The 26092-nt window shown below is 61.3% G+C and carries 24 protein-coding genes and 1 pseudogene; 14 read left to right on the forward strand and 11 right to left on the reverse strand.

Annotated elements, in window-relative coordinates:
* Positions 1-60: 60 nt before the first annotated feature.
* The 3 genes and pseudogenes from mqo to ACYZUM_RS14610 all read right to left on the reverse strand — a co-directional run.
* Entirely contained in the window at positions 61-1704 is a 1644-nt protein-coding gene (mqo, locus tag ACYZUM_RS14600) for a malate dehydrogenase (quinone) (RefSeq protein WP_041073501.1), read from the reverse strand.
* 392 nt (positions 1705-2096) lie between these two features.
* The gene (locus tag ACYZUM_RS14605) at positions 2097-2960 is read right to left on the reverse strand and encodes a methyl-accepting chemotaxis protein (protein WP_411157871.1); all 864 of its coding nucleotides are present in this window, start codon (positions 2958-2960) and stop codon (positions 2097-2099) included.
* A pseudogene (locus ACYZUM_RS14610) lies at positions 2952-3710 on the reverse strand (HAMP domain-containing protein); the annotation flags it as partial. The pseudogene ACYZUM_RS14610 and the gene ACYZUM_RS14605, both read right to left, overlap by 9 nt.
* 186 nt (positions 3711-3896) lie before the next feature.
* On the opposite strand from ACYZUM_RS14610, the gene ACYZUM_RS14615 reads away from it, so the two are divergent.
* Together ACYZUM_RS14615 and ACYZUM_RS14620 are read left to right on the forward strand one after the other, a co-directional pair.
* Entirely contained in the window at positions 3897-4211 is a 315-nt protein-coding gene (locus ACYZUM_RS14615; protein WP_025111286.1) for a DUF2388 domain-containing protein, read from the forward strand.
* 68 nt (positions 4212-4279) lie between these two features.
* Positions 4280-4702: a hypothetical protein gene (locus tag ACYZUM_RS14620; RefSeq protein WP_108183086.1), complete on the forward strand. Its 423-nt coding sequence runs from the start codon at positions 4280-4282 to the stop codon at positions 4700-4702.
* Here the strand turns inward: ACYZUM_RS14620 and ligD are convergent, their stop codons facing one another.
* The 3 genes from ligD to ACYZUM_RS14635 are packed head-to-tail and all read right to left on the reverse strand — an operon-like array spanning position 4703 to position 9649.
* Positions 4703-7288 carry a DNA ligase D gene (gene ligD / locus ACYZUM_RS14625; RefSeq protein WP_108183087.1) on the reverse strand — a complete coding sequence of 862 codons (2586 nt, stop codon included), beginning with the start codon at positions 7286-7288 and terminating at the stop codon, positions 4703-4705.
* Between the two features lie 17 nt (positions 7289-7305).
* Complete coding sequence (locus ACYZUM_RS14630) at positions 7306-8259, reverse strand: methyltransferase (protein ID WP_108183088.1); 954 nt, start codon at positions 8257-8259, stop codon at positions 7306-7308.
* A gap of 10 nt (positions 8260-8269) precedes the next feature.
* Complete coding sequence (locus tag ACYZUM_RS14635; protein ID WP_142579979.1) at positions 8270-9649, reverse strand: iron-containing redox enzyme family protein; 1380 nt, start codon at positions 9647-9649, stop codon at positions 8270-8272.
* A 325-nt stretch (positions 9650-9974) separates the two neighbouring features.
* Between ACYZUM_RS14635 and ACYZUM_RS14640 the strand changes: the two genes are divergently transcribed.
* Positions 9975-10433 carry an REP-associated tyrosine transposase gene (locus ACYZUM_RS14640; RefSeq protein WP_108183090.1) on the forward strand — a complete coding sequence of 153 codons (459 nt, stop codon included), beginning with the start codon at positions 9975-9977 and terminating at the stop codon, positions 10431-10433.
* 93 nt (positions 10434-10526) lie between these two features.
* Here the strand turns inward: ACYZUM_RS14640 and ACYZUM_RS14645 are convergent, their stop codons facing one another.
* Positions 10527-11300 carry a tellurite resistance TerB family protein gene (locus ACYZUM_RS14645; protein WP_108184408.1) on the reverse strand — a complete coding sequence of 258 codons (774 nt, stop codon included), beginning with the start codon at positions 11298-11300 and terminating at the stop codon, positions 10527-10529.
* 250 nt (positions 11301-11550) lie between these two features.
* Between ACYZUM_RS14645 and pcsA the strand changes: the two genes are divergently transcribed.
* Positions 11551-12273, forward strand: coding sequence for a phosphatidylcholine synthase (pcsA, locus tag ACYZUM_RS14650; RefSeq protein ID WP_041073513.1), 723 nt, complete (start codon positions 11551-11553; stop codon positions 12271-12273).
* A gap of 123 nt (positions 12274-12396) precedes the next feature.
* Here pcsA and ACYZUM_RS14655 read toward each other — a convergent pair whose 3' ends face one another.
* The 3 genes from ACYZUM_RS14655 to ACYZUM_RS14665 form a co-directional block, all read right to left on the reverse strand.
* Complete coding sequence (locus tag ACYZUM_RS14655) at positions 12397-13209, reverse strand: class I SAM-dependent methyltransferase (protein WP_108183091.1); 813 nt, start codon at positions 13207-13209, stop codon at positions 12397-12399.
* A gap of 30 nt (positions 13210-13239) precedes the next feature.
* Positions 13240-13512, reverse strand: a complete 273-nt coding sequence (locus tag ACYZUM_RS14660; RefSeq protein ID WP_041073516.1) for a DUF4242 domain-containing protein — start codon at positions 13510-13512, stop codon at positions 13240-13242.
* A gap of 191 nt (positions 13513-13703) precedes the next feature.
* Positions 13704-13967, reverse strand: coding sequence for a DUF2790 domain-containing protein (locus ACYZUM_RS14665; RefSeq protein WP_041073518.1), 264 nt, complete (start codon positions 13965-13967; stop codon positions 13704-13706).
* A gap of 297 nt (positions 13968-14264) precedes the next feature.
* On the opposite strand from ACYZUM_RS14665, the gene ACYZUM_RS14670 reads away from it, so the two are divergent.
* The 7 genes from ACYZUM_RS14670 (at position 14265) to ACYZUM_RS14700 (ending at position 22069) form a co-directional block, all read left to right on the forward strand.
* Entirely contained in the window at positions 14265-15005 is a 741-nt protein-coding gene (locus ACYZUM_RS14670) for a response regulator (protein WP_108183092.1), read from the forward strand.
* Positions 15002-16315, forward strand: coding sequence for an ATP-binding protein (locus tag ACYZUM_RS14675; RefSeq protein ID WP_108183093.1), 1314 nt, complete (start codon positions 15002-15004; stop codon positions 16313-16315). Before ACYZUM_RS14670 ends, ACYZUM_RS14675 begins: the two co-directional genes overlap by 4 nt.
* Positions 16316-16555: 240 nt before the next feature.
* The gene (locus tag ACYZUM_RS14680; protein WP_473061345.1) at positions 16556-17935 is read left to right on the forward strand and encodes a hypothetical protein; all 1380 of its coding nucleotides are present in this window, start codon (positions 16556-16558) and stop codon (positions 17933-17935) included.
* Positions 17936-17989: 54 nt separating this feature from the next.
* Positions 17990-18736, forward strand: coding sequence for a hypothetical protein (locus ACYZUM_RS14685; RefSeq protein WP_473061346.1), 747 nt, complete (start codon positions 17990-17992; stop codon positions 18734-18736).
* Complete coding sequence (locus ACYZUM_RS14690) at positions 18723-19751, forward strand: NAD(P)/FAD-dependent oxidoreductase (RefSeq protein WP_108183094.1); 1029 nt, start codon at positions 18723-18725, stop codon at positions 19749-19751. The genes ACYZUM_RS14685 and ACYZUM_RS14690 overlap by 14 nt, the downstream gene beginning before the upstream one ends.
* Before the next feature lie 276 nt (positions 19752-20027).
* On the forward strand, positions 20028-21074 hold the full coding sequence (locus ACYZUM_RS14695; protein ID WP_108183095.1) for a class I SAM-dependent methyltransferase: 1047 nt from the start codon (positions 20028-20030) through the stop codon (positions 21072-21074).
* Between the two features lie 152 nt (positions 21075-21226).
* A complete protein-coding gene (locus ACYZUM_RS14700; RefSeq protein ID WP_108183096.1) occupies positions 21227-22069 on the forward strand; it encodes an NAD-dependent protein deacetylase in 843 nt (280 codons plus the stop codon).
* A 121-nt stretch (positions 22070-22190) separates the two neighbouring features.
* On the opposite strand, the gene ACYZUM_RS14705 is transcribed toward ACYZUM_RS14700, so the two are convergent.
* Entirely contained in the window at positions 22191-23066 is an 876-nt protein-coding gene (locus ACYZUM_RS14705; RefSeq protein ID WP_047293426.1) for a LysR family transcriptional regulator, read from the reverse strand.
* Positions 23067-23331: 265 nt separating this feature from the next.
* Here ACYZUM_RS14705 and ACYZUM_RS14710 point away from each other — a divergent pair, with 265 nt between their 5' ends.
* From ACYZUM_RS14710 to ACYZUM_RS14720, 3 genes are read left to right on the forward strand one after another with little or no spacing between them, the layout of a single operon-like run.
* Positions 23332-24030: a CoA transferase subunit A gene (locus ACYZUM_RS14710; protein WP_003226174.1), complete on the forward strand. Its 699-nt coding sequence runs from the start codon at positions 23332-23334 to the stop codon at positions 24028-24030.
* Between the two features lie 24 nt (positions 24031-24054).
* Positions 24055-24720: a CoA transferase subunit B gene (locus tag ACYZUM_RS14715; protein WP_041073534.1), complete on the forward strand. Its 666-nt coding sequence runs from the start codon at positions 24055-24057 to the stop codon at positions 24718-24720.
* 11 nt (positions 24721-24731) lie between these two features.
* Positions 24732-25913, forward strand: coding sequence for an acetyl-CoA C-acetyltransferase (locus tag ACYZUM_RS14720; RefSeq protein WP_108183097.1), 1182 nt, complete (start codon positions 24732-24734; stop codon positions 25911-25913).
* The last annotated feature ends 179 nt before the right edge of the window (positions 25914-26092 follow it).

The raw sequence follows: 26092 nt of genomic DNA on the forward strand, positions 1-26092 counted from the left end.
CACAAAAAAAGCCCACTGACCGTTACCGGTGCAGTGGGCTTTTGTGCATCTGGCGTGTGGTTACAGCGCCATGTCACGTGCAGCATTTTCCTTCGGCGCTTCAGCTTTCTCAGCTGCAGGTGCAGCCGGAGCAGCCTGACCGATCACCGGAGGCGTTGGCAGTTCGAGGATCTTGGCGGTGTACGCCCACTCTTGTGCCACTTTGGCCGGATCGTTGTTCAGCTGGGTGCCGTAGCTTGGAACGATCTGGTGCAGCTTGGCTTGCCACTCAGGGGTAGCGACTTTGTCTTTGAAGACTTTCTGCAGCACGCTCAGCATGATTGGTGCAGCAGTCGACGCGCCTGGCGATGCGCCCAGCAGACCGGCGATGGAGCCGTCTTGTGCAGCAACGATTTCGGTGCCCAGTTTCAGCACGCCGCCAGCGGCTTCATCACGCTTGATGATCTGCACGCGCTGGCCGGCTTGCCACAGGCGCCAGTCTTCGGCTTTGGCGTTCGGGAAGTATTCCTTCAGCGCGTTCAGACGGTCTTCATCCGACAGCATCAGTTGACCGGCCAGGTACTCGACCAGCGGGTATTCCTTGATGCCGACCTTGGTCATTGGCCAGATGTTGTGGGTGGTGGTGCTGGTCAGCAGGTCCAGGTACGAGCCTTCTTTGAGGAACTTGGTGCTGAAGGTCGCGAATGGGCCAAACAGGATGACGCGCTTGCCGTCCAGAACACGGGTGTCCAGGTGCGGAACCGACATCGGCGGTGCGCCAACCGAAGCTTTACCGTAGGCCTTGGCCAGGTGCTGCTCGGCGATGGCCGGGTTATCGGTCACCAGGAACGAGCCGCCTACCGGGAAGCCAGCATATTCCTTGGCTTCAGGAATGCCGGACTTCTGCAGCAGGTGCAGAGCGCCGCCACCGGCGCCGATGAACACGAACTTGGCGTCGGTTTCGGTTTTGGTGCCGTCTTTCAGGTTTTTGTAGCTGACGCGCCAGGTGCCGTCGGCGTTCTTGGTGATGTCTTCGACTTCACTCGACAGCTTCAGGTCGAAGTTAGGCTTGGTCTGCAGGTAACCGGCGAACTGGCGGGTGATTTCGCCGAAGTTCATGTCGGTACCCAGCGGGCTCCAGGTGGCCGCGATTTTCTGGTTCGGGTCACGCCCTTCCATCATCAGCGGGACCCACTTCTTGATCACAGCCGGGTCTTCGGAGTACTGCATGCCGGCGAACAGCGGGCTCGCCTGCAGGGCTTCGTAGCGCTTTTTCAGGAACTTGATGTTGTCGTCACCCCACACGAAGCTCATGTGCGGCGTGGTGTTGATGAACGAGCGAGGGTTCTTCAGAACGCCTTGCTGAACCTGCCAGGCCCAGAACTGACGGGAAACCTGGAACGCTTCGTTGATCTCGACGGCTTTCGGGATCGTCACGTTGCCTTTGTCGTCTTCCGGGGTGTAGTTCAGCTCAGCCAGGGCCGAGTGACCGGTACCGGCGTTGTTCCAGCCGTTGGAGCTTTCCAGGGCGACGCCATCGAGGCGCTCGACCATTTCCATCGACCAGCTTGGCTCCAACTCATTGATCCACACACCCAGGGTGGTGCTCATGATGCCGCCGCCGATCAGCAGAACGTCGACTTTCTTTGCTTCTGCAGCATTGGCGGACGACATCCCCATCGCCAAAGCCAGCCCGAGCAAGGCTGTGTTCACTTTCTTAAACATCCGTTGCACCTATGATAAAACGCCTTCCGCCCGCCGCTGTTGTAGGTATGAGGGCCTTTTGTCGCGACACTCAGGCCAGGGTCGCGGGCACCTTCACACTGCAATGTTGACGGGTGGGCACACAAGGCCGACGTACCGCATCGACCTCAGTTAATGTCCCTTCTGAACTGACTTTTTATCATTATTGGCTTCAGCTACTTGAGCGACAGGGATTCCGTCAGCCCGCCCAAAGGGCAGGCAAACTGAATAAGGTCAAACCAAGTTGGCGCGAAGAATATCACGTCAGGGCAAACCCGCGCGTCTGTTCCCGACTTGAGAGTCTTTTTCCGCTGTTGGCGTTATCGGCCGGTTTGGGCTGAACATGATCCGCAAACCTGCTCGCGATAGCGGCCCTACAACCGAAACCGGTCCACCGACAACGCCAGCGCCCCCGCCAGACTCGACAGTTCATCAGTGGTGTTGGCCGTCTGCCCGATCACCTTGCTGTTGCCCTCGGACATCCCGGCGATCATTTCCACCTGATGGGCAATTTCGTTGCTGGCCTGGCTTTGCTCGCCGATGGTGCGGGTGATGTCATTGACCAGTTGCGTGGTGCTGAGGGTGGCGTCGAGGATCTCGCGGATCGCCCGCTCGACTTCCGCCGTGACCGCCATGCCTTTGTCGACCTGAGCCACGCCGGCCTCCATGCTGCTGACCGCTTCGCGGGTACTGTTCTGGATGCGCGCGACCATCGACGCGATTTCCTGGGTTGAAGCGCTGGTACGCGCGGCCAGACTGCGCACTTCGTCGGCGACCACGGCAAAGCCCCGGCCCTGCTCGCCGGCCCGCGCCGCCTCGATAGCGGCGTTGAGTGCCAGCAGGTTGGTCTGGTCGGCGATGCTCTTGATCACCTGAATGATGTTGAAGATGCCTTCGGATTCCTGATCCAGCGTGCGGATCACCTGTGCCGACTGCTGCGCCGAGCGGGCGATGTCGTCCATGTCGCTGACCACCTGATGGATCACCTGTCCGCCGCTCTTGGCCAGCGACTCGGCCTGATTGGCCATGCCCAGTGCGCGTTCGGCGTGGCGGGTGATTTCCTCGATGCTGGCGGTCATCTGGCTCGCGGCAGCGGCCATGGTGCCGGCGGCGGCGCTTTGCTGCTGACTGCTGTCGGCGACCTGATGGCAGCCGTGGCTCAACTGCTCGCTCATGCCGCTGACGCCATGCGCGTTGCGGCGCACCACGTCGATCATGTCGCGCAGATCGCGCTGCATGGTCGCCAGGCTGCGGATCAGCGTGCTGGCTTCATCCTTGCCGGCCGGTTCACTGATCGGCTCGCTGAGGTTGCCATGCGCAATGCTTTGGGCGATGTGGTTGGCGGACTTCAGCGGCCCCATGATGCTGCGGGTCACCCAACGCCCTTGCGCCAGCAATAGCAACAGGCTGGCGAGCAGCACCACGCCGAGGGCGATGTTGGCATTTCGAATGGCGCTGTCGGTGGCTTTGCTGGTGTCCCGGGTATTGCTTTCAATCAGCTCACTGAGCGCGGCCATCTGCTCTTCAAGCTGAGTGAAGGCGGTGTTGAACGTACCGAGCTCCCGTTGCGCGCTGTCCGGGTTGTCCAGTGCCAGGCCGACAATGCGCTCGGCCGCCTCGATGTAGGTGTCCAGACTGGGCTTGATCTGTTCGAGCGCGGTCTTGATTGTCGGGTTGACCGGCAGTTTGAGGTTTTCATCCAGTACTTCGCGAAAATGGCTCGCGTGCTCGTTGATCGAATCCCGCACTTCGGCGGCCGTGCCGGTACTTTTGCCCAAGCCCACCAGCATCGCCGAGTACACGTCAGCCCGCAGTGCATCGTGCATCATGTCGGCTTCCATGTGATTGCGCAGCGCAGTCATGCTCACCGCGTTGTCGCCAACCGCCGCGGACATCCGCGTATTCCCCACATAGCTGACCAGACTCACGATCAGCGCTGTCAGCAGGCTGGTTGCTATCAGCAACAGCAAACGCAATTTGATCGACACGGTGGGTTCCTCCTGAGGCGCGCCGAATGCACCTGTCAGGAGTTCAGTTAAGCTTATTTGTGCAGATGTGCCGCTTCAGAGCGTTTCAGGAAGTATCCGCGTGTTTGAACGGAACTCCGGCAGAGGTCGCACCTCTGAGATTATGTAGTCTTCCTTTTTGCTTCGCGCTTGTGGAGGAACACCGTCATGCGCAAGTTAGTGCTCGTTTCTTCTCTCCTGCTGTGCCTCCCTGTCGGCTCGGCTCTGGCCCGTGTCGATGCCGGCGATGTCGCCACCTCGGCGGGTGTTTCCGCATCGCTTTACTCGACCTTCAAGGATCACAAAATGGTGATCCCGGCGCGCGATGACCTGTCAGCGTTCGTGGCCAGCGGCGGGGCCATACGAGGGGTTTATCTGGAGTCGGTGCTGCAACAGGTCCGGCACGACAACCCCGGTCTCAACGCCAGCGATGAAGACCTTGCCAACGCGATTCTGGTGCATTACGAAGGCCTGAATCAGTAGTTGTCACGGAGGCAGCGGCCGATGGATGGCAGCTGAAGGCACATAGGCAAAACAGTCCGACGGCCTCTATGATGGAGGCCATGACGACTCTTGCGCCGCCTGCGCCTTTGCGCTCACCCTGCCCGCCCGGCGCCTGCGATTGCGGGCGCGAATCGTTGCTGGAAAATTCCGGCAGCGATCTGCGCATCCTGCGCCTGACTCGCGAGCAGGAAAAAATCCTGCTCGCCCGCCTGGAACAACTCAAAGACCTCGCCGACCTGCGCCATCTGCAAGATCGCATGCACGCACAGTTGGGCCTGCGAGTTGAAGTTGCTCCGGGCTTTCATGAAGTGCGCACCATGCTCGGCATCGAGATTCAGATCGAAGCGCTCCCGGGGCTGTGCCGCAAGACGCGCAAAGCGATTCCGGCGGCCATTCGTCGAGGCCTGAGCAACCACCCTGAAATCGCTTTCGAACTCCTCAACGCCCACGACTTGCTGCGCGATACCTGATCATTTTTTCATGCCAACCCGCTTGCGCATCTCTGCAGTGATGCTCTGGCGGGTTTTCTTCATGTCGGCCCACGGCGCGTCGCCGACCTCGTTCAGGCGCTCATGGACATTGCTGATGTTCCACTGATTGCCACCCTTGATCTGCGCCACCTCTTCGCGAAACAGCGGCACCGACACCGGCAGCCCCTCGCGGGTGCGCGCCGCGTAGGCACAAATGGTGGTGGCACCCAAACCGTTGCGCAGGTAATCGATGAAGATTCGCCCCACCCGATTTTTCGGCCCGGACATCGCGGAAAACCGTTCCGGCAACAAATTCGCCATATGACTGACGATCGCATGGCTGAAATCCTTGACCTCATCCCAGCCGTGCTTGCGGGTCAATGGCACCACCAGGTGAATGCCTTTGCCACCGCTGGTCTTGAGAAACGCCTTGAGCCCCAGTTCATCGAGCACGGTCAGGGTCAGCGCAGTGGCTTCGACCATGCTTTTCCATGGGAGCGCGGGATCCGGGTCAAGATCGAGGACAAAGCGGTCAGGCTTGTCCAGATCAATGGTAGTGGCGTTCCAGGTGTGCAACTCGACCGTGCTCATCTGCACGGCGCCGATCAAGGCTTCGGCATTGTTGATCAGCATCACCGGTTGACCGGTGACCTCCTTGTCCAGCGTGGTGATGCCGGGAATCGCCAGACGCTCGGCGTTTTTCTGGAAGAACAGTTCGCCGGCGATACCGTCCGGCGCACGCACCAATGCCACCGGACGATCCTTGAGCTGCGGCAGGATCCATTCGGCGACGCTGGCGTAATACTCGGCCAGTTGCATCTTGGTGGTGCCACTGACCGCATCGATTACCCGGTCGGGGTGGGTGATGCGCACCTTGCCGCTGGCGAGGCCCAGCTGTGACGGTGCTGCTTCAGCCTTTTTCTTTGCCGGTGCAGCCTTTTTCGATGGGGTGGCTTTCGCTGAAGTCTTCACGGGTTTCGCGCGCTCCTCGGTAATTGCCTTCGCCGGTTTGTCATTGCGCAGACCATGGAACACGGCATGGCGCACCGAGCCGTCCTTGGTCATTTCGGCGAATGCCACTTCCGCCAACAGATTCGGTTTGAGCCAGTGCACACCCTTGGCGTCGAAGCCGCTTGGCGGGTTGACCACGGCAGCCTTCTTCACCTGCAACGGCTTGAGTTGGGCAAGGATGCTTTTCAGGGTAGTGTCGTTGAACCCGGTGCCGACCTTGCCGGCGTAACGCAATTCGCCACTGTCGCGGTCATGCAAGCCCAGCAGCAAGGCGCCGAAGGCACTGCGCGCGCCCTTCGGATCGGTATAGCCGACAACCACGAATTCCTGACGATGCTTGCACTTGAGCTTGATCCAGTCGCTGCTGCGCCGCGATACGTAAGGCGAACCCAGGCGCTTGCCGATCAGTCCTTCCATCTGCATCTGGCAGGCGCTGTTGAGCAGCGCATCCGGGGTTTCGTCGAAGGCTTCGGAGAAGCGCAGCAAGGGCTGCTCGTGCCCTCCGAGTACCGTGGACAACGCCGCGCGGCGCTCCTCGACCGGCACCTCGCGCAGGTCGACCCCGTTGAGATACGGCATGTCGAACAGGTAGTACATGATGCTGCCGCTGCTTCCAGCTTCGAACGCATTCTGCAGTGCCTGAAAGTCCGGCACACCGTGTTCGTTGGCGACCACCATTTCGCCGTCCAGCCACGCCGATTCCAGGCCCAGCTCGGCCAGAGCCTGCGCCTGTTGCGGCAGTTTGTGCGTCCAGTCATGGCCATTGCGGGTAAACAGCTGAACCTGATCGTGATCGATGCGCGCCATGATCCGGTAACCGTCGAACTTGATCTCGTAGCTCCACTGCCCTTCCGGTGCGCTGTCGACCAGCGTCGCCAGTTCCGGCTTGAGTTGTGCAGGGAGCTTGGCCTTGCGCGCACCGGTGAGCGTAGCGGACGCCGTTTTGCGCGGTTTGGCCGGGGCCTTTTGCACCGGTTTGGCTTGCTCGGCGGCGAGCTTGGGCTTACTGATCAAGGTGCGCTCGCTGAGCACGCTGTGCGGCTCGGCGCTGAGTACGTCGTAATCGTCTTGCGGGCGCGCAGCGCTGTCCTGATGTTTGATCAGAAACCAGTTCTCCTTTTTGCCCGGCATGTGGGTGCGCACCAGATTCCAGAGGCCGGACAGCTTCTCGCCTTGCAGTTCGAATTTGAGTTTGCCCTTGGCGTAAGCCTTGGCCGGGTCTTCCTGCGGAATCCACACGCCACGATCCCAGACGATCACCTCGCCGGCGCCGTAATGCCCTTCGGGAATGCTGCCCTCGAACGTCGCGTAATCCAGCGGGTGATCTTCGACGTGCACGGCCAGGCGTTTGACCCTGGGGTCGAGCGACGGCCCCTTGGGCACCGCCCAGCTCTTCAGCGCGCCATCGAGTTCGAGGCGAAAGTCATAATGCAGGTGCGAAGCGTCGTGCTTCTGGATGCAGAACTGCAGCGCATGTTCAGTCCCCTTGCTGCGGCCACGGCGCTTGATGGCAGCGGGCTCCGAGGTCGCCGAAAAATCGCGCATGCGGTTGTAGTCGTCGAGGTTCCTGGTCATGACGCACCTGCCTTGTGTCAGCCAATGCGGGTCACGGTCAGCGCGACCACGGCGATCCGGTCTACACGCTGGTAACCGGGATTCAGCAATTCTTCACCGAACACGTCGGGATCCAGTTCGCGATAGGTCCAAGCGAATCGCGCCGAATCCAGGCGTGGCACCACGGTGTCGAAAAACGGATCACGGCCATCGACCATGGCGACGCCGGTGTACAGCAGTAACGAGCCACCGGGTGCCAGCCGATTGAGTGCCTGCTCGACGATACGCAGCGACAACCCGGCCCCGAGTGAACCTCCGCCATTTCGGTAGGCGCGTCCGGCTGGATCGGCCATGTACGGCGGGTTGGCGACGATCAGGTCGAAGTGGCCGTCGGTACCCTGCAACACATCGCTGGCCTGCACCTCGACGTTGGCGACCTCGGCCAATGCCGCGTTGATCGCGGTCAGGCGCAGCGCGGCGGGGTTGATATCCACCGCCAGCACTTCGGCTTCCCGCCGAGCGCGGGCAATCAGAATCGCACCAACGCCCGCACCGCAACCGATGTCCACCGCACGCTGGATCGGTGCAAAGCTCTGCTGCAGATGTGAGTGAATCAACTGCGCGAAACGGTAGGTGTCCGGACCGAAAAACACCGAATCGGCGGCATCGGTGGGAAAGCCCGAATGCACGAACAACAGGTCATCCAGACTCGACCAGCGCACCCGGCTTTTCAAACGGCCGCCGTAGGCGTCAATCACTTGCGCCTCCTGCAACTGCCGCTGCTCGTCGGCGGACAACAACCCCGGTTCGAACGGGCGCGACCAGCCGAAGACATCACGCAAGGTATCGGCCACCTGCCCCTCGTCCCGCTGGTTGACCCGCTGATGGGTCAAAGGCGTCGGCGTGATGAAACGATAACCGTCGGCCTGTAAGCGTCGGCCGAGTTGCAGCAGCGTGAGGTCGTCGGCAGACAAATGTTCTTCCTGATTCATGGAGAGTTCCTTAGCGCAGACTGGATTTGAGTTCGATAAAACGGCGCGTCGCCAGCAAACCCGCCGGGTGGGCATGGCGGGCGGGTGACAGCCATGGGATCAGTGTTGCCATCTGGCCATGACCGTCCTGGCCTTGTAGCGAGGAGGTCAGACGCTGCACATCGGGATCGTGTTCTGGCACCGCGGCGTCCGGGGTGGCGACCTGACGGCTGCGTCTTGGCGTCGGATTCTTCTCCGAGGACGTCCAGTCGCCGGCAATCCAGTCGTGCAGCAGTTGCTTTTCATAAGGACTGAACACGCCGAACATCGCCGCACCGTCGCCATCGATCAACTGCCAGAAACGGCTGGCCTGCGGATCTTGATTGCGCTTGATCCAGCCCTTGTCCTGCATCACCTGCAGAAACCCGGGCAGTTGCTCGGGCGTGGCCAGCCACTGATTGACGGTTTTTCCATCGAAGCGGCAGTAGTCGGAATGCATGTGCTGACCGAACGGACGCTTGCGCTCGAGCATCGCCAGCACTTCCTGTTCCAGGTCGAAACCCTCGATGATGGCGCGGCTGCCCTGCCCCAGGTCGTTGAGTCGATAACCCAGCAATACCCGGCGCAGAAACTCGCTGCGATCCGCTTCCAGCGGCAGCAGGTCGAGCACCGCCTGCACGGCTTTTTGCGCATGACGGGTGCTGGCGTTATCGATGGTCACATGCAGGGTGAAATAGTACGGATCGATGCCCAACTCGCTGAGCTCATAGGCACTGATCAGCAGGTGCAGCGGCAATTGTTCGTAACCGAGGTTGTAACCGATCACCTCCGGCAAACAAGCTTCACCGCAGGCACCGAGTGCCAGTTGCAATGCACCTTGCAGGTAACGCTCATCGGCGATGGCGCTGGCATCCTGCAAACCGTGTTCAGCGAGCAGTTTGCGATAGATCACCACATGGTTTTGCGCAGGATTGCCGTCGCCGAGTTCTTCCAGATAGGTACACAGCAAGCCATCAAAACGCGGGTCGCGCCATTGCGCCAACAAGCCGTACAGCCACGCGCCATCGACCAGTTTGGTCGGTGCCACGGCTTGCAGAAAGTACAGCGCATGAGCCTTGTTACTGAAGAACTGGCGCGGTCCGCCGGCCTGACGCTGTTGCAGGTAATCGGCATACTGCCGGGCAACCTCGGTGCAGTGCCCGGCGACCCACTCCTGCCACGCCGACGGATCCTGCGGCAGTTCTTCAGGCAGCAGCGCGGCGCGCTGCAACTGCTCGGCGAGAAAATCCTGCGCGAGGGTGTCAGGCGCATCCTCAAGCAGCAATGCCTCATAAATACGCCGCAGGTCACCGTCGGCAGTGATGGGCTGTTGCTGCGCGCTCGGCGCCTGCAGAGGGGTCAGGGCAGTCATGTCAGTGTTCTCGTTCGGTTGGCCGGTCAGGGCGTTGTTTCACGCCTCTACAGCAGCAGAGCAACCGCTACGGAGAAAAATTCAATCGACATGAAAATTGCCCTGACGGACGGCGATCAGCGCCAATTCTCTTTCACTTGATCACTTGGTCTGGTCACTGTAGGAGCTGCCGAAGGCTGCGATCTTTTGATTTTGTCTTTTACGATCAAGATCAAAAGATCGCAGCCTTCGGCAGCTCCTACATTTACATCGTGTAAAGGCTTGGCCGAGCGGAGTGTTTCGGGAGCGCTAGTGTTCAAGGACGATGGTTACGGAGGGCAAAGGAATGCCTGAAGCTGCAAAAGCCTGCGGTTTACGCAAGGGACGCTATTCGGAGGTTGGGCGGGTTTATTTGCTGACAGCGGTGGTTGAGCAACGCCGACCGGTTTTTTCGGATTGGAGAGCAGGACGACTATTGGTAGGGCAGATGCGGGCCGCCGATCAAGCGGGAATGGTTCATTCGCTTGCATGGGTTGTGATGCCGGACCACCTCCATTGGCTGGTCGAATTAAAACAAGGCTCTTTGGCGCAATTAATGTGCCGTGTCAAATCGCGCAGTAGTCGCTCGGTCAACCTGCTGCGAGGCAATTCGGAGCCGGTGTGGCAACGCGGCTATTACGACCGAGCTCTGCGTCGCGATGAAGATCTTAAAGCCGCTGCCCGCTACATTGTCATGAATCCATTGCGGGCCGGTCTGGTAAAGCGTTTGGGTGATTACCCGCTATGGGACGCAATCTGGCTCTGAAGATCAACAGATCGCAGCCTTCGGCAGCTCCTACATTTGGAGCGCTTTTCCCCTGTAGGAGCTGCCGAAGGCTGCGATCTGTTGACTTTTGCTTCAGCCCTGCCCCTTGGCCTGCTGTTCCAGGTGCACCTGCAATTGCGGGTCGATCTGCAGGGTGGCGGCCAGTTCATCCAGATAGTTGCGTTCGGCGTCCTGCTGATCGTCCACCAGAATCACGCTGACCAGGTACATTTCGGCGGCCATGGCCGGGTCGCCGTTGGCGGCCTCGGCGACTTCGTTCGCATCCAGTGGTTTGGCGACTTCGCTTTCGAACCACTGCTGCAATTGCGGATCGTCGGTGTGCTTGCTGATTTCACTGTTGATCATCTGTTGTTCCCGGGTATCGATCTCACCATCCGCCTTGGCCGCCGCGATCAGCGCCCGCAGCACCGCGTGGCTGTGTTCCTCGATCTCGGGCCCGGCCAGCAGATTGGCCGTTTGCGGGATCTGTTGTGGCGCCGCCGACGCCTGACTGCGCTGCCAGGCCTGATATGCCTGGAACGCCATCATTCCCAATGAGGCCAGCGCCGCATAATTGGTGCCGCCGGAACGACTTTGTGTTCCGCCGCCACCGAGTGCCCCACCCAGCGCGCCGCCCAAGCCACCACCGCTACCGCCGCCGAGCAGACCTCCGAGCAGACCGCCCAGACCGCCCAGCCCACCGGACTGCGCCGCACTGCCGCCGGGGCCTGCACCGCCACCCAACAGACCACCGAGCAAGCCGCCCAGTCCGCCGAGTCCGTCCGGGTTACCGGCCGAGTCAGCACGTTGTTGTCCCGCCGAGGCCTGGCCTCGCAGCAGTTGTTCGAGCAAATCGCTGGTGTTCATGATGTCGTCCTCAGGCATTGGCATTCACTGCGTCAGGCAACGATAGACCGGCGCAGCCATCGCGCCAGCACCGTCTGGCTGACACCGGCGGTTTTCGCCGAGGTATTTTTCGAGCGGCCAGCTAAGATTCAACGGTGGTGAACCTTATCCCGGCCAAACCGGTCGATAGCTGCAACCCCGACCCGGTTTGCCGGCGCCCTTTGCTCAAGGGTGATACCCGGCTTGCTTCATTTTTCTGGAGAACGCCCCTGTGATATCGACCGTACACATCGCCAGGCTCAAAGCATGGGGCGCCCATGGTTTTACCGCGACCGGCGTGGTCACTGCCTTTCTGGCGACCCTCGCCCTGCTGGAGAACCAGCCGACCCATTGCCTGATGTGGCTGGGCGTGGCATTGATCGTCGACGGTCTCGACGGGGCGCTGGCGCGCAAGGTCAATGTGCAATCGGTGCTGCCGAGTTTTGACGGTTCGATCCTCGATCTGGTGATCGACTACCTGACCTACGTGTTCATCCCGGCGCTGTTCATCTACCGCTACATCCCCCTGCCCGACTACACCCTGCTGCTGAGTGTGTCGCTGATTCTGGTGTCGTCGCTGTTCTGCTTCTGCAACGTAAACATGAAAAGCAAGGACAACTATTTCGTCGGTTTCCCCGCCGCGTGGAACGTGGTTGCCCTGTGCCTGTACATCATTGGCCCGGGACCGTGGATCACTTTCCTGACCATCATTGGCCTGGCGCTGCTGACCGTCACCCGCATGAAGTTCCTGCACCCGTTCCGTGTGCGCCGGTTCATGCCGATCAACATCGCGGTCACGGCAATCTGGCTGTTGTGCAGCCTGTCACTGGTGCTCAATCACCCGGTGATCAATCCGCTGGTGATGGGGTTGTGGCTGCTGATGTCGGCGTACTTTCTGGGGATCTGCATCTGGCGCACGGCGCTGGAGTGGGTTGATGGGGCACATTTGAAATAAACCTGCCCTGTAGGAGCTGCCGAAGGCTGCGATCTTTTGGCTTTGGTTTTAAAAACAAGATCAAAAGATCGTCCGAACGCGGCCCGAGCCTTCGGCAGCTCCTACAGGGGTTTCATTGATGTCTCAGCGTTTGGTGATCACCACCTCCAGGTACTCGCTCGGCACCACCAGCGAACCGGCTCCCGCCCGATTCGAGCGGTTGAGCAAGTCCGCCAGATCACTCTCCAGCGCCTGACCGCTTTCCGGCGGCAATGCCGCGAAAGCCTTGTGCACCGGCCCGTACCAGTGACGGAAGATGTCGATGAAATGCGCTGCCGAGCGATAACGGAAGTTGAACGTGCGGCGGGTGACCTGCAGCAGAAATGCACGTTCATCGAAATGGCTGTGCAACCACGCTTCGGTGCCCCAGTTTGACGGTGGCTGCGCCACGGCGGGCGGCGGCACGTGACGGCCGAGAACCTTGAACATCTGGCCGACGAAACCTTCCGGCGTCCAGTTCGCCAGACCGATGCGCCCGCCACGCCGGCAGACCCGCGCCAGTTCCGCCGCCGCAGTCGCCTGATCCGGGGCAAACATCACGCCGAAGGTCGACAACACCGCGTCGTAACTCTCGTCAGCGAACGGCAACGCTTCGGCATCGGCGACCTGAAAAATCACCTCCAGATGCTCGGCTCGTGCCCGATCCTGCCCACGTTCGAGCAGCGCCGCGACATAGTCGGTCGAGGTCACCTGGCAGCCACGCCGCGCTGCCGCCAGGGTCGCATTGCCGTTGCCGGCGGCGACATCCAGCACCTCTTCATCGCAGCGCAGGTCGCAAGCCTCGGCGAGGTTTTCGCCGACGATCTGCAAGGTGGTGCCGATCACCGCGTAATCGCCGCTGGCCCAGGCGACTTTCTGGCGCTCCTTCAGACCCGTCAGATCAATGGGCGTACTCATCAATCGTGCTCCGCAGCAGGTTGGAGAACTTCATTCAGCCGTGGTCGGGTCAATGACCGTCATGACCCGTGCCACGCTGTTGGCCGGGAAGCCGCCCAGCCTGGCGTGCTCGCGTACCTGCTCCTCGTCAGGGGCGATGTAAACGCAGTAGATTTTGTCGGCCGTGACATAACTCTGCAGCCACTGCACTTGCGGCCCGAGTTCACGCAACACTTGGCAGGAGGTTTGCGACACGGCTTTGAGTGCTTGCTCCGACAGCTTTCCGGCCCCTGGAATCTCGCGTTCAATCACGAATTTCGGCATGGCAACCTCGCGTTCTTTTTATCAAGGACAGGGTCGGCAGTGGCCCTGCCTGTTCACTATCGCGCCGAGGGTCGATGGCGTCCGTGCCAATCGTCCGAAGAGCACGTAAAACAAGGGCTGGGCCGATGAATGGCGGTTTTTTGTAAAGCCTTCGAAACACTGTCGGGATTACTCGGGATGGCGAGGAGCACTCAATTTTCGTTGTTGCAGCCATCGGCGAATTTACGGTAATCCAGCACTTGGGTTTTGCCTGCCGAATCGAGGTAGGTCATGCGCGCATCGACAATGCCGCAGGTCACAGAGGTGTCCTGGGTCATCGACAGCACTTTCTGCACGTCCAGGTGCGTGCCGTAGGTGTAGGTGTGCGGGGTGATATCGGCTTCGGCACGGGCCGACAGGGTGCAGATGTTCAGGGCGGCGAACAGGCAGGCGGCGATCACGGATGTGCGGGTCATGGCGGTTACCTCAAGGCGTGGGTGGGTTGAGCCGAGGCAAGCTGGATGCGCCTCGATGGAGCCTATTTGAGGCGCTTGAGGTATCACGTCTGTGTCTGGAAATGCCCGTTATGACGCGTTGTGTATCTGCGCCACCCGGAGATACACAGCGATACAAAACCCTGAAAAAATCGCGTTTTTGCGTGTATCTGTATCCGTCATGGCGCCAGATACACTGCAATACAAACCCCGGCAGGCAAGCCGGCGCAGGCTCGATAGACTGCATGGCATTGCCCTTTGATTAGAGGTTCTGCACCGATGGAACATGTCGATCACATTCTCATCGTCGACGACGACCGCGAAATCCGCGAGCTGGTTGGCAATTACCTGAAAAAGAACGGCCTGCGCACCACCGTGGTTGCCGATGGCCGACAGATGCGCAGTTTTCTCGAAGCCAACACCGTCGACCTGATCGTGCTCGACATCATGATGCCCGGCGACGATGGTCTGCAGGTGTGCCGCGAGTTGCGCGTGGGCAAGCACAAGGCCACGCCGGTGCTGATGCTCACCGCGCGCAACGATGAAACCGACCGCATCATCGGCCTGGAAATGGGCGCTGATGATTACCTGACCAAACCGTTCGCTGCCCGCGAACTGCTGGCGCGGATCAACGCCGTGCTGCGGCGCACGCGGATGCTGCCGCCGAACCTGGTGGTCACCGAAAGCGGTCGTCTGTTGGGTTTCGGCCGTTGGCAGCTGGATACCTCGGCCCGACATCTACTGGACCAGGACGGCACGCTGGTCGCGCTCAGCGGCGCCGAATACCGCTTGCTGCGGGTGTTCCTCGATCACCCGCAACGGGTGCTCAGCCGCGATCAGTTGCTCAACCTGACCCAGGGGCGCGAGGCCGATCTGTTTGATCGTTCCATCGATCTGCTGGTCAGCCGCCTGCGCCAGCGTCTGCTCGACGATGCGCGCGAACCGGCTTACATCAAGACCGTGCGCAGCGAGGGTTATGTGTTCTCGCTGCCGGTGGAAGTTTCCGGGGCTTCGGCATGAGTTTCAGGCTGCAGTGGCCGCGTACGCTGGCGTCACGCTTGTCGCTGATCTTTCTGGTCGGGCTGATCCTCGCTCAGGCATTGTCGTTTGGCGCGCAGTACTACGAGCGTTTCCAGAGTGCCCGAAGCACCATGCTGGGCAATATGCGAAACGACGTCTCGACGTCGATCGCCATCCTCGACCGTTTGCCCGCGCAGGAACGGCCCGCCTGGCTCAAGCAACTGTCCCGCAGCAACTACGACTATCTGTTGAGTGTCGGCGAATCCGGTGCGCCGCTCGACCCCGACGCCGACGAGGTGCCGGTGGCCGTGACCTCGATCAGCGCCGCGCTCGGCGGTACACGCCCGCTGAGCTTCACCCGGTTTGCCGGGGAGCAAAAACACTTTCAGGCCCATGTCAGACTCAGCGACGGCAGCCCGGTGACGATTGATGTGCGTCCAGCCATGCCGCCCTTGTCGCCGTGGCTGCCGGGGGTCTTGCTCGGACAACTGGCGTTGCTGATCGCCTGCACCTGGCTGGCGGTGCGCATCGCCATCCGCCCCCTCGCCCGCCTCGCCAACGCCGTGGAAACCCTCGACCCCAACGCCCATCCCGTGATGCTCGACGAGCAAGGCCCGATCGAAGTGGCCCACGCCGCGCGGGCCTTCAACGCGATGCAGAAGCGCATCGCCGCGTATCTGAAGGAGCGCATGCAACTGCTGGCGGCGATTTCACATGACCTGCAAACCCCGATCACCCGCATGAAGCTGCGTGCCGAGTTCATGGACGACTCAGTGGAAAAAGACAAACTGTGGAACGACCTCGGCGAAATGGAGCACTTGGTCCGCGAAGGCGTGGCCTACGCCCGCAGCATCCATGGTTCGACCGAAGAAAGCCGGCGCACCGACCTCGATGCCTTCCTCGACAGCCTGGTGTTCGATTACCAGGACATGGGCAAGGATGTACGCCTGATCGGCAAGAGCGCGGCGGTGATCGATACCCGCCCCCAGGCCCTGCGGCGGGTGCTGGTGAACCTGACCGACAACGCGTTGAAATTCGCCGGTGCCGCCGAAGTCTGGGTCGAAGCCCACAAGGATAGCCTCGCAATCACCGTCATGGATCGCGGCCCGGGCATCGCCGACGCCGAACTGGCGCACGTGCTGCAACCGTTCTATCGCGTGGAAAACTCGCGTAATCGTGATACCGGCGGTACTGGTCTGGGACTGGCGATCGCCCAGCAACTGGCCATGGCCCTCGGGGGTTCGCTGACCCTGAGCAATCGCGAGGGCGGTGGGCTGTGTGCCGTGCTGAAGCTGCCGCTGCAGGCCTGAGCCGTTCAACGGCCACTGTTCAATCGCTGCCGACAGGTAACTGACGGTAAGGTGCACATTGTTGCACCATGCCTGCACCTTTATCGCAATCCACTGACTGCGCCGCCGGGTTGTCGCACTTATCGTTATGTTGTCCGTATCGCGTTAGCGACCACTGGTCACCACTGTCAGATCTGACAGTGGTGAATCAGCGTCGGGATGCGGTTCCATGGCGATTGGTCCAACCTGTCGGGGCGCCACATGACTCTGCTCGAATCCGTCAGCCACGTGTGTACGCGCCTTGCCCCCGGCGGCTGGCATTCGCTGATGCTCGCCCACGGCCTGGATCTGCTCGGTGAACCGTTCGCTGCCGAACTGCAAAAGCCGCTGAACATCGACCGCTCGATACCGGGGTTTGCCGATTTCACAGTGGCCGGCAGCCGCGCGATCGAAGCCGGCGTGCCGGCGCACAGCCTGCTGTATCACGCGCTGGCCTCGCCCGATGTGCTCTGCGATGAGAACGGGCAAACATTGCAACTGTTTCCCACCGCCGCCGAGATCGAGACAGTGCTCGACTATGTCTACAGCGTCATCCCGCCCACGCTCGACAGCCTGCGCCACAAAGCCCGGGGCGCGCCGTTGGCGGTGGTCGCGTTCGCCAGTGAATATCGTTGCGCCGCCGACACCGTGCATGGCCGGCATGCCGACCTGTGCTTCTCGCGTACCGGTATCGCCCGCGTCGGCACCGCCCCCGCGCGCTATGACGCGATGCGGCGCAGTTTCCTGCCCTTTGTCGACGATGACCCGCACGGCATCCGGGTGATGCCGGTACGCTACAGCGCCTACATTGCCGTGCAACTCAAGGGCGATGCCGAACGCTTCGGGCCGATGGATTTCCAGGTGGATCTCGACCCCGGGCTGGATTTCTGGGTGCCCCTGCACAAGTTGTTCAATGGTTCGCAGTGCCTGGAGGGGCTGAACCTGACGCTGACGCTGGACAACCACCAGATCAACGAAAAACTGCGACATATTCATTTGCGCCACAGTGGCACCGGTTGGCAGGAACCGCTGATCAGCCAGCCGCCCTTCGTCGTGACGGACAATCTTGCGCATTGGGCGTCGGCTGTGGATCTCGGGCCGGGTCTGCTGGTGCCGGAAACCAGAGCCCGGCTGGTCGCGCCTGTCGAGTACCAGGGCAAACCGTTGTCCTTTGTGCTGCCGGCCAACACCGGCGGCATGGTGCACGGACGTCACCGGGTCGAGGCGGATGGCAGCATCGAAGATCTGAACGACCACGAAGGTGTCGACGAGTTGGTTCGTCAGGGCGGTTATCGCGCCTTGCATTATCAGGACGGCACCGCCGATGGCTGGGTGTTGCCACGCTGCCGGATGCTGGAAAACTGCTTGCCGACGGTAGCCGCCTATTCACTGATTGGCCCTCCGGATTTCTACCCGTTATGCACTCAACGCCGGCTGTTGCACTGGCTCCGCAATGAACCGACGCTACCAGGTGCCGGCGTCTGGCACGCCCGACTGGAAGCACTCTCTAACGTACGCTACTGCGCCAACCTGGACTTGCAGGGTCAATTGTTCTCCCCGGCTGACCGCGGGGTGAGCGCGATAGTCGGCCTCGTCGATTAGCTCGGCCCGCCGCAATCCACCGGCGCACAAACGTCACCCTCGCGGCCCACCTCGTTGCCCGACGGCGCCGCCGGTGTGTTCGGGCCTGGCTGGGAGGTCGGCTGGGTTCGCCAGCGCACGGCGGACGACGAATGGATCAACGTCCTCGCCGGTTATCAGATGGCCAGCCCGTTTCCCGAGGATGCCAAGATCTGCGCCGCGCTAGGTTCTTTCTGGCCCGGGGTCGCGCCGGATTCGGCACGGGTCTTCGAACCGCGCTCGACGCTGCACAGCATCATTCCCCTGACCGATGAGGAAATCGGCATGGGCGGCGTGGCCTGGGATAATCAGCGCGCCCCGCAACTCATCACTGAAGACGAGCGCCTGATTGTCCAATACCACGCGTACGCCCATGCCGATTACACACAGGTGGCCCTCGATGGCCGGTTTTCCCTGAGCCTGACCGGCCACACCGCGCAAGCCGCGTATCAGCAACGCGTGCGCTCGATGTATCGCGTGTACCGCGTGCTCGGCGCCGCCAGCGACAAGCCTCTGCGCAATGCCTGGCCGCTGCTGTCGTTCGTAGAGTTGCAGCGACCGAATGCCGAACTTGAAACCGCGCAGGAAGAGTCAGGGCGGGTTCTCGACGGCTGGGTGCAGCGCTTTTTGCTGTACAGGCGCGGTGCCGTGAAAGTTGCTGAAAGTGATTTCAGGTTACGCCACGTTGAAGTCGAAGAGCGGGTGATTCTGCTGCTCAGCGCGGATGCAATCCTGATCAAACGCGACACCCTGCCATGGCAGGTAGCCGATGAAGCCATTTGACGTCGTGATCATCGGCGCCGGGCCTGCGGGCAGTGCAACCGCGATCAGTTGCGCCCGACACGGGCTGCGTGTGGCCTTGCTTGAACGGCAGGCGTTCCCGCGCTTTCGCCCCGGGGAAAGCCTGCATCCGGGCATCGAACCGCTGCTGCAGCAACTGGGGGTTGCCGAGCAACTGTGTGGCCGCACGGCCCGGCGCTTCGACGGCCACTGGGTACACTGGGACGGCGCACCGCGCTTCAATGGTTTTGGTGCCGATGATCGCGGCGCCTGGCAGGGTTTTCATCTGGAACGAGCACAACTGGATGCGGCGTTGCTATCGAGTGCCGCCGCGTTGGGTGTAGAGGTCAATCAACCCTGCCGGGCACGACGGGTACTGACCCAAAGCAACCGAGTAATCGGCGTGGAAACCGACAGCGGCTGCTTCTACGCGACCTGCCTGATCGACGCCAGCGGCGCTGGCTGCTGGCTCGGTCGCCAACTCGGTTTGCCGGTGCGCCACTGTTCACCGCCGCTGGTGGCGCGTTACGGCTACCTGCAGGGCCACAGCGCGACCTATGCAACGGCCGCGCATTTGCTGGCCGATCCTGACGGGTGGACCTGGATCGCCCAGGTTGAGCCCCAGTTGCTGCACTGGACGCGCCTGACATTCGAAAACAACGGTCGATCGGCGAGCCTTCCCTTGGCGCTGCATGCATTCCCGGCCGTGGGGCCGATACGAGGCGCCGATGTGACCTGGCGCATCACCACGACCGCCGCCGGTGCCGGCTATTTTCTGGTCGGCGATGCGGCCAACCGGCTCGACCCGGCGTCCTCCCACGGCGTGCTGAAGGCGTTGATGAGCGGTATGCAGGCCGCGCAAGCCGTGGTGGATTGCCTGCGCAAACCGGCCTTGCAAATACCGGCGCAGGCGCAATATCGCCATTGGCTGAACGCTGGATTCGCGCGCGATATGACGCACTTGCGCAATTTCTATCGTCAGCATCCCTGCCCACCGTCCTGGCTGCCTGTCGCATGACTCACAGGAAGCTGGCGAGCACGGAGTCCTCATGAAACCGCCGCAACAACGCCGAGCCGCCGACTGTATTCTTCCCACAGTGATAAAACCGCACTGTCTTTGCAGGTTCACAAAGCCTGCAGGTTGCCGCAGCCCGGCTAGACTGATTTATTACCCAGTCGAGGGGGCTGCAGGACGCATCGTCTCGCCCTGCCCGCATCCACGACCACCGCCCGGTGGTGTATGCCTCGACCTTCAACACCGCCGGACTGTGATCCTGTTTCAGGAGCACATGTGATGGACGAGGCCCGACTCAACGCATTCATGGGCAAACTGGTCAACGACATGGGCGGCGCCGCAATGTTGGCGAACGTCATCGTTGGCGAAGAACTCGGGCTGTACCGGGCAATGGCCGACAGTCAGCCGATCACCCCGCAAGCCCTCGCCGAAAAAACCACCTGCAATCCCCGACTGGTGCGCGAATGGCTCAGCGCGCACGCCGCGTCTGGCTACATGGAACATCACGATGGTCAGTTCCGTCTGCCGGAAGAACAGGCACTGGCACTCGCCGTCGAAGACTCACCGGTGTACGTCGCCGGCGGACTCGGCGTGGTGGCCTCGTTTTTCCACGACAAGGACAAACTGGTCAAAGCCATGCGTGGCAACGGCGCCCTGCCCTGGGGCGATCACCATCCGTGCATGTTCAGCGGTACCGAGCGCTTCTTCCGCCCCGGCTATAAGGGGCACCTGATCGCGGAATGGCTGCCGGCGCTGGACGGCGTGGTGGCCAAGCTCGAAGACGGCGCCAAGGTCGCCGACATCGGCTGCGGCCACGGTGCCTCGACGGTGATCATGGCCCAGGCGTTTCCCAACTCGCGCTTCGTCGGTTTCGACTATCACGCACCGTCGATCACCGTCGCCACTCAGCGCGCGGAAGAAGGCGGCGTCAGCAGTCGGGCGAAGTTCTTCCAGAACACCGCCAAGAGCTACCCCGGTGACGAATATGACCTGATCTGCTATTTCGACTGCTTGCACGACATGGGCGACCCGGTCGGCGCTGCGCGGCATGCGTTCGAATCATTGAAGGACGACGGCACGGTGCTGTTGGTCGAGCCATTTGCCAACGATACGCTGGACGACAATATCAACCCGGTCGGACGCCTGTTTTACGCGGCCTCGACCTTTATCTGCACACCGAATTCGCTGTCCCAGGAAGTCGGCCTGGGGCTCGGTGCGCAGGCGGGTGAAATGCGCTTGCGCAAGGTGTTTGCCGAGGCTGGGTTCAAGCATTTTCGCCGGGCGACGCAGACGCCGTTCAACCTGATTCTGGAGGCGCGCAAATAAACCACCGCTGTCACCTGTGGCGAGGGAGCTTGCTCCCGTCGGATTGCAAAGCAAGCACTAAACAGGCCTGCTGCGCAGTCCAGCGGGAGCAAGCTCCCTCGCCACACGGTTAATGCTAACCTGCGAGCACCGTCCTCCCCGGAGTGCTGAGCATGCTCGACAGCCCGATCCGCGAACACTTCAACACCCTGTGCCAGGCCATGGCCGATGGCGATTTTCTGGTGCTGACCGGCGCCGGCATCAGCACGCCATCGGGCATTCCGGATTACCGCGATAGCAAAGGTGTGCGCCGGGGCCGGCAGCCGATGATGTATCAGGAATTTCTTGCTGCCCCCGAATCCCGTCGCCGCTATTGGGCGCGGGCCATGCTCGGCTGGCCCCGGGTGCGCCAGGCGCAACCCAACGCCGCGCATACAGCACTGGCGGATTTGCAGCGCCAGGGACGGATCAGCGCCTTGATCACGCAGAACGTCGACACCCTGCATGATCAGGCCGGCAGTCCGGATGTGATCGAACTGCACGGCAGCCTGCACCGGGTGCTGTGCCTGGATTGCGGCCAACGCAGCGCGCGCGATGAGATTCAGCAACGCATGGTCGAGCAGAATCCATATCTGGCCGGGGTCGATGCGGTGCAGGCGCCGGACGGCGATACCCTGCTCGATCCGGCCTTCGAGGCGCGCTTTCAGACGCCGCAATGCCCGTATTGCGACGGGGAGCGGATGAAGCCGGACGTGGTGTTCTTTGGCGAGAACGTGGCGCAGCCGACGGCGGCGCGGGCCATGGCCGCAGCGGAAAAAGCCGAGGGTTTGCTGGTGGTGGGTTCGTCGCTGATGGCGTATTCGGCGTTCCGTCTGTGCCGGGTGATCGCCGATCGCGGCAAGCCGTTGCTGGCGATCAATCTGGGCAAGACTCGCGCCGATGATCTGTTGGATCTGAAGATCGAGGCGTCATGCGAACAACTGCTGCCGTTGCTGGCGCAACACTTATCTACCTGAATCCGCACTTTTTTTGTAGGAGCTGCCGAAGGCTGCGATCTTTTGATCTTGCTTCTAAAAAACAACGTCAAAAGATCGCAGCCTTCGGCAGCTCCACAGAGATGGGATCTCAGTTCAGGGTTCAGTGTTCGGCTTTGAGGATGTCGAACAGTGCCTGCGCCGCCGCCGACAGTTCATTGCCTGGCTCGGTCAGCACGCCAATCGCTCGCTCCACCGAATCATTCAAGGTCAGGCAATGCGCGCCCAGTTCGAGCATCTGCTCGGCACACAACGCCGGCACTGCACTCACTCCCAGCCCACTGGCGACCATGCGCCCGACGGTTGCCAGTTGATGGCTTTCGAACTCCACCGGCAGCTTCATGCCCCGCGCCAGCAAGTGTTCTTCGAGCATCACCCGCACTGTCGACGGCCGTTGCAGGGTGATGAACGGTTCCTGCAGCAAGGTCTGCCAGTCGATTTCGCCAAGCCTGGCCAGCGCTGAATCTTGCGGCACCACCGCGACAAAGCGGTCCATGTACAACGGGGTGAACGTCAGCGAGGTGTTCTGCATCGGCTCGAACGCGACACCCAGTTCCACGTGGCGGTCGCGCACCATTTCCAGCACTTGTTCGTTGATCACGTCGTTGACCGTGACATTGACGTTCGGATAGCGCGCGCGAAACGTCTTGAGGATCGGCGGCAACAGGTTGCCGGCAAACGACGGCATCGCCGCCAGCGTCACCCGCCCGCGTTGCAGGCTGAAACGCTGGCGCATTTCGTCTTCGGCGTTGTCCCAATCGGCGATCAGGCGCCGAGCCAGCGGCAGCAGCGATTCGCCCTCGGCGGTCAGCGCCACATTGCGCGTGTTGCGGCTGAACAGCCGCCCGCCCAGCCCCTCCTCCAGCGCCTTGATGGTCAGGCTCAGCGCCGATTGCGACAGGTGCAGACGCTCGCAGGCCACGGCGAAACTCAGGCTCTGGGCCACGGCGAGGAAGGCGCGGATCTGTTTGATGGTCATACTGGATAACGCCCTGTTAGCGATATTGCCGGATAAACACCGTACCCACTGTAGGAGCTGCCGCAGGCTGCGATCTTTTGATCTTGATCCTAAAAAACAACATCAAAAGATCGCAGCCTGCGGCAGTTCCTACAGGTAACAGTCAAGATTATTGAGTTTTATCTATTAATCAACCTTAAAAATCAACTTAACAAATATATCCTCCAGCGCGACACTCCAGTCATTCGGCTAGCCAGCCGCCCGACAAACAATAAAAGAGGTGCATATGGCAGGTTTCGACAAGCGCGTGAGTTCCTACGAGGAAGCTCTGGCCGGTCTTGAAGATGGCATGACCGTGATCGCCGGCGGCTTCGGCCTGTGCGGCATTCCGGAAAACCTGATCGCCGAGATCAAGCGCAAGGGCACCCGCGACCTCACCGTGGTTTCCAACAACTGCGGCGTCGACGGTTTCGGCCTCGGTGTGCTGCTGACCGACCGCCAGATCAGCAAAGTGATTGCCTCCTACGTCGGCGAAAACAAACTGTTCGAAGAGCAACTGCTCAAGGGCGACATTGAAGTCATCCTGACCCCGCAAGGCACCCTCGCCGAGAAAATGCGCGCAGGCGGCGCCGGTATCCCGGCCTTCTTCACCGCCACCGGCGTCGGCACCCCGGTCGCCGAAGGCAAGGAAGTGCGTGAATTCAACGGGCGCAAGTACCTGATGGAAGAGTCCATCACCGGCGACTTCGCCATCGTCAAAGGCTGGAAAGCCGACCATTTCGGTAACGTCATCTACCGTCACACCGCGCAGAACTTCAACCCGCTGGCGGCCACCGCCGGCAAGATCACCGTGGTCGAAGTCGAAGAAATCGTCGAGCCCGGCGAACTGGATCCGTCGCAGATCCACACCCCCGGCATCTACGTCGACCGGGTCATTTGCGGCACGTTCGAAAAGCGCATCGAACAGCGCACCATCCGCAAATAATTCAGGCTGACGGAGAATAAAAACATGGCACTTACCCGCGAACAAATGGCTCAGCGCGTCGCCCGCGAAATGCAGGACGGCTACTACGTGAACCTCGGTATCGGCATTCCGACCCTGGTCGCCAACTACATTCCCGAAGGCATGGAAGTCATGCTGCAATCGGAAAACGGCCTGCTCGGCATGGGCCCGTTTCCGACTGAAGACACCATCGATGCCGACATGATCAACGCCGGCAAACAGACCGTCACCGCGCGCATCGGCGCATCGATCTTCAACTCCGCCGAATCCTTCGCGATGATTCGCGGCGGGCATGTCGACCTGACCGTGCTGGGCGCGTTCGAAGTCGACGTTGAAGGCAACATCGCCTCGTGGATGATTCCCGGCAAACTGGTCAAGGGCATGGGCGGCGCGATGGATCTGGTGGCTGGCGCCGACAACATCATCGTGATCATGACCCACGCCTCCAAGGACGGTGAATCCAAACTGCTGAGCAAATGCAGCCTGCCGCTGACCGGCGCCGGCTGCATCAAGCGCGTACTGACCGACCTCGCCTACCTGGAAATCGAAAATGGCGCTTTTGTCCTCAAGGAACGCGCACCTGGCGTCAGCGTCGAAGAAATCGTCGCCAAAACCGCTGGTAAACTGATCGTCCCGGATCACGTACCGGAAATGCAGTTCGCTGCCCAGTGAGGAATTCGAAAATGCAAGACGTCGTAATTGTTGCCGCCACCCGCACCGCGATCGGCAGTTTCCAAGGGTCTCTGGCCAGCGTGTCCGCAGTGGATCTGGGCGCTGCGGTGATCCGCCAACTGCTCGAACAGACCGGTCTGGACGGTGCGCAGGTCGATGAAGTGATCATGGGCCAGGTGCTGACCGCCGGCGCTGGGCAGAACCCGGCGCGTCAGGCGGCGATCAAGGCTGGCCTGCCCCATGCCGTGCCGGCCATGACCCTGAACAAGGTTTGCGGCTCGGGCCTGAAAGCCCTGCACCTGGGCGCGCAGGCGATCCGTTGCGGCGATGCCGAGGTGATCATCGCTGGCGGTCAGGAGAACATGAGCCTGTCCAACTACGTGATGCCGGGTGCTCGCACCGGTCTGCGCATGGGTCACGCGCAAATCGTCGACACCATGATCAGCGACGGCCTGTGGGATGCGTTCAACGATTACCACATGGGCATTACCGCCGAGAATCTGGTCGATAAATATGAGATCAGCCGCGAGCAGCAGGACGCCTTCGCCGCCGCTTCGCAGCGCAAGGCCGCCGCAGCCATCGAAGCCGGGCGTTTCGTCGATGAAATCACCCCGATTCTGATCCCGCAGCGCAAAGGTGATCCGGTCGCGTTCAAGGTCGACGAACAACCACGCGGCGACACCACCGCCGAATCCCTGGCGAAACTGCGTCCGGCGTTCAAGAAGGACGGCAGCGTCACCGCCGGCAACGCCTCTTCGCTGAACGACGGCGCCGCCGCCGTCATCATGATGAGCGCCGAGAAAGCCAAGGCTCTGGGCCTTCCGGTACTGGCAAAAATTGCTGCTTACGCCAATGCGGGCGTGGACCCGGCGATCATGGGCATCGGTCCGGTCTCGGCCACCCGTCGCTGCCTGGACAAGGCAGGCTGGAACATCGGCCAACTGGACCTGATCGAAGCCAACGAAGCCTTCGCCGCACAATCGCTGGCGGTGGCCAAGGATCTGCAATGGGATCTGGACAAGGTCAACGTCAATGGCGGCGCCATCGCCCTCGGTCACCCGATCGGTGCGTCGGGCTGCCGGGTGCTGGTGACTTTGCTGCACGAGATGCTCAAGCGTGATGCGAAAAAAGGTCTGGCGACCTTGTGCATCGGCGGCGGCCAGGGTGTGGCGCTGGCGCTGGAACGCGGTTAACCCAGAGGAGCAATACAGGCGGCGGACGGATCCACGACATCCACTGCTCGCTGGCTACAAAAAAACCGGTGCGACTTGCGTTGCACCGGTTTTTTTTGCCTGAATTTTGTGTCGATCTTCAGGGCCCCATCGCTGGCAAGCCAGCTCCCACAGGGTCTTGGGGTGTACAAAGAATTTGA

It is taken from the genome of Pseudomonas sp. m6p (genome assembly GCF_055760375.1).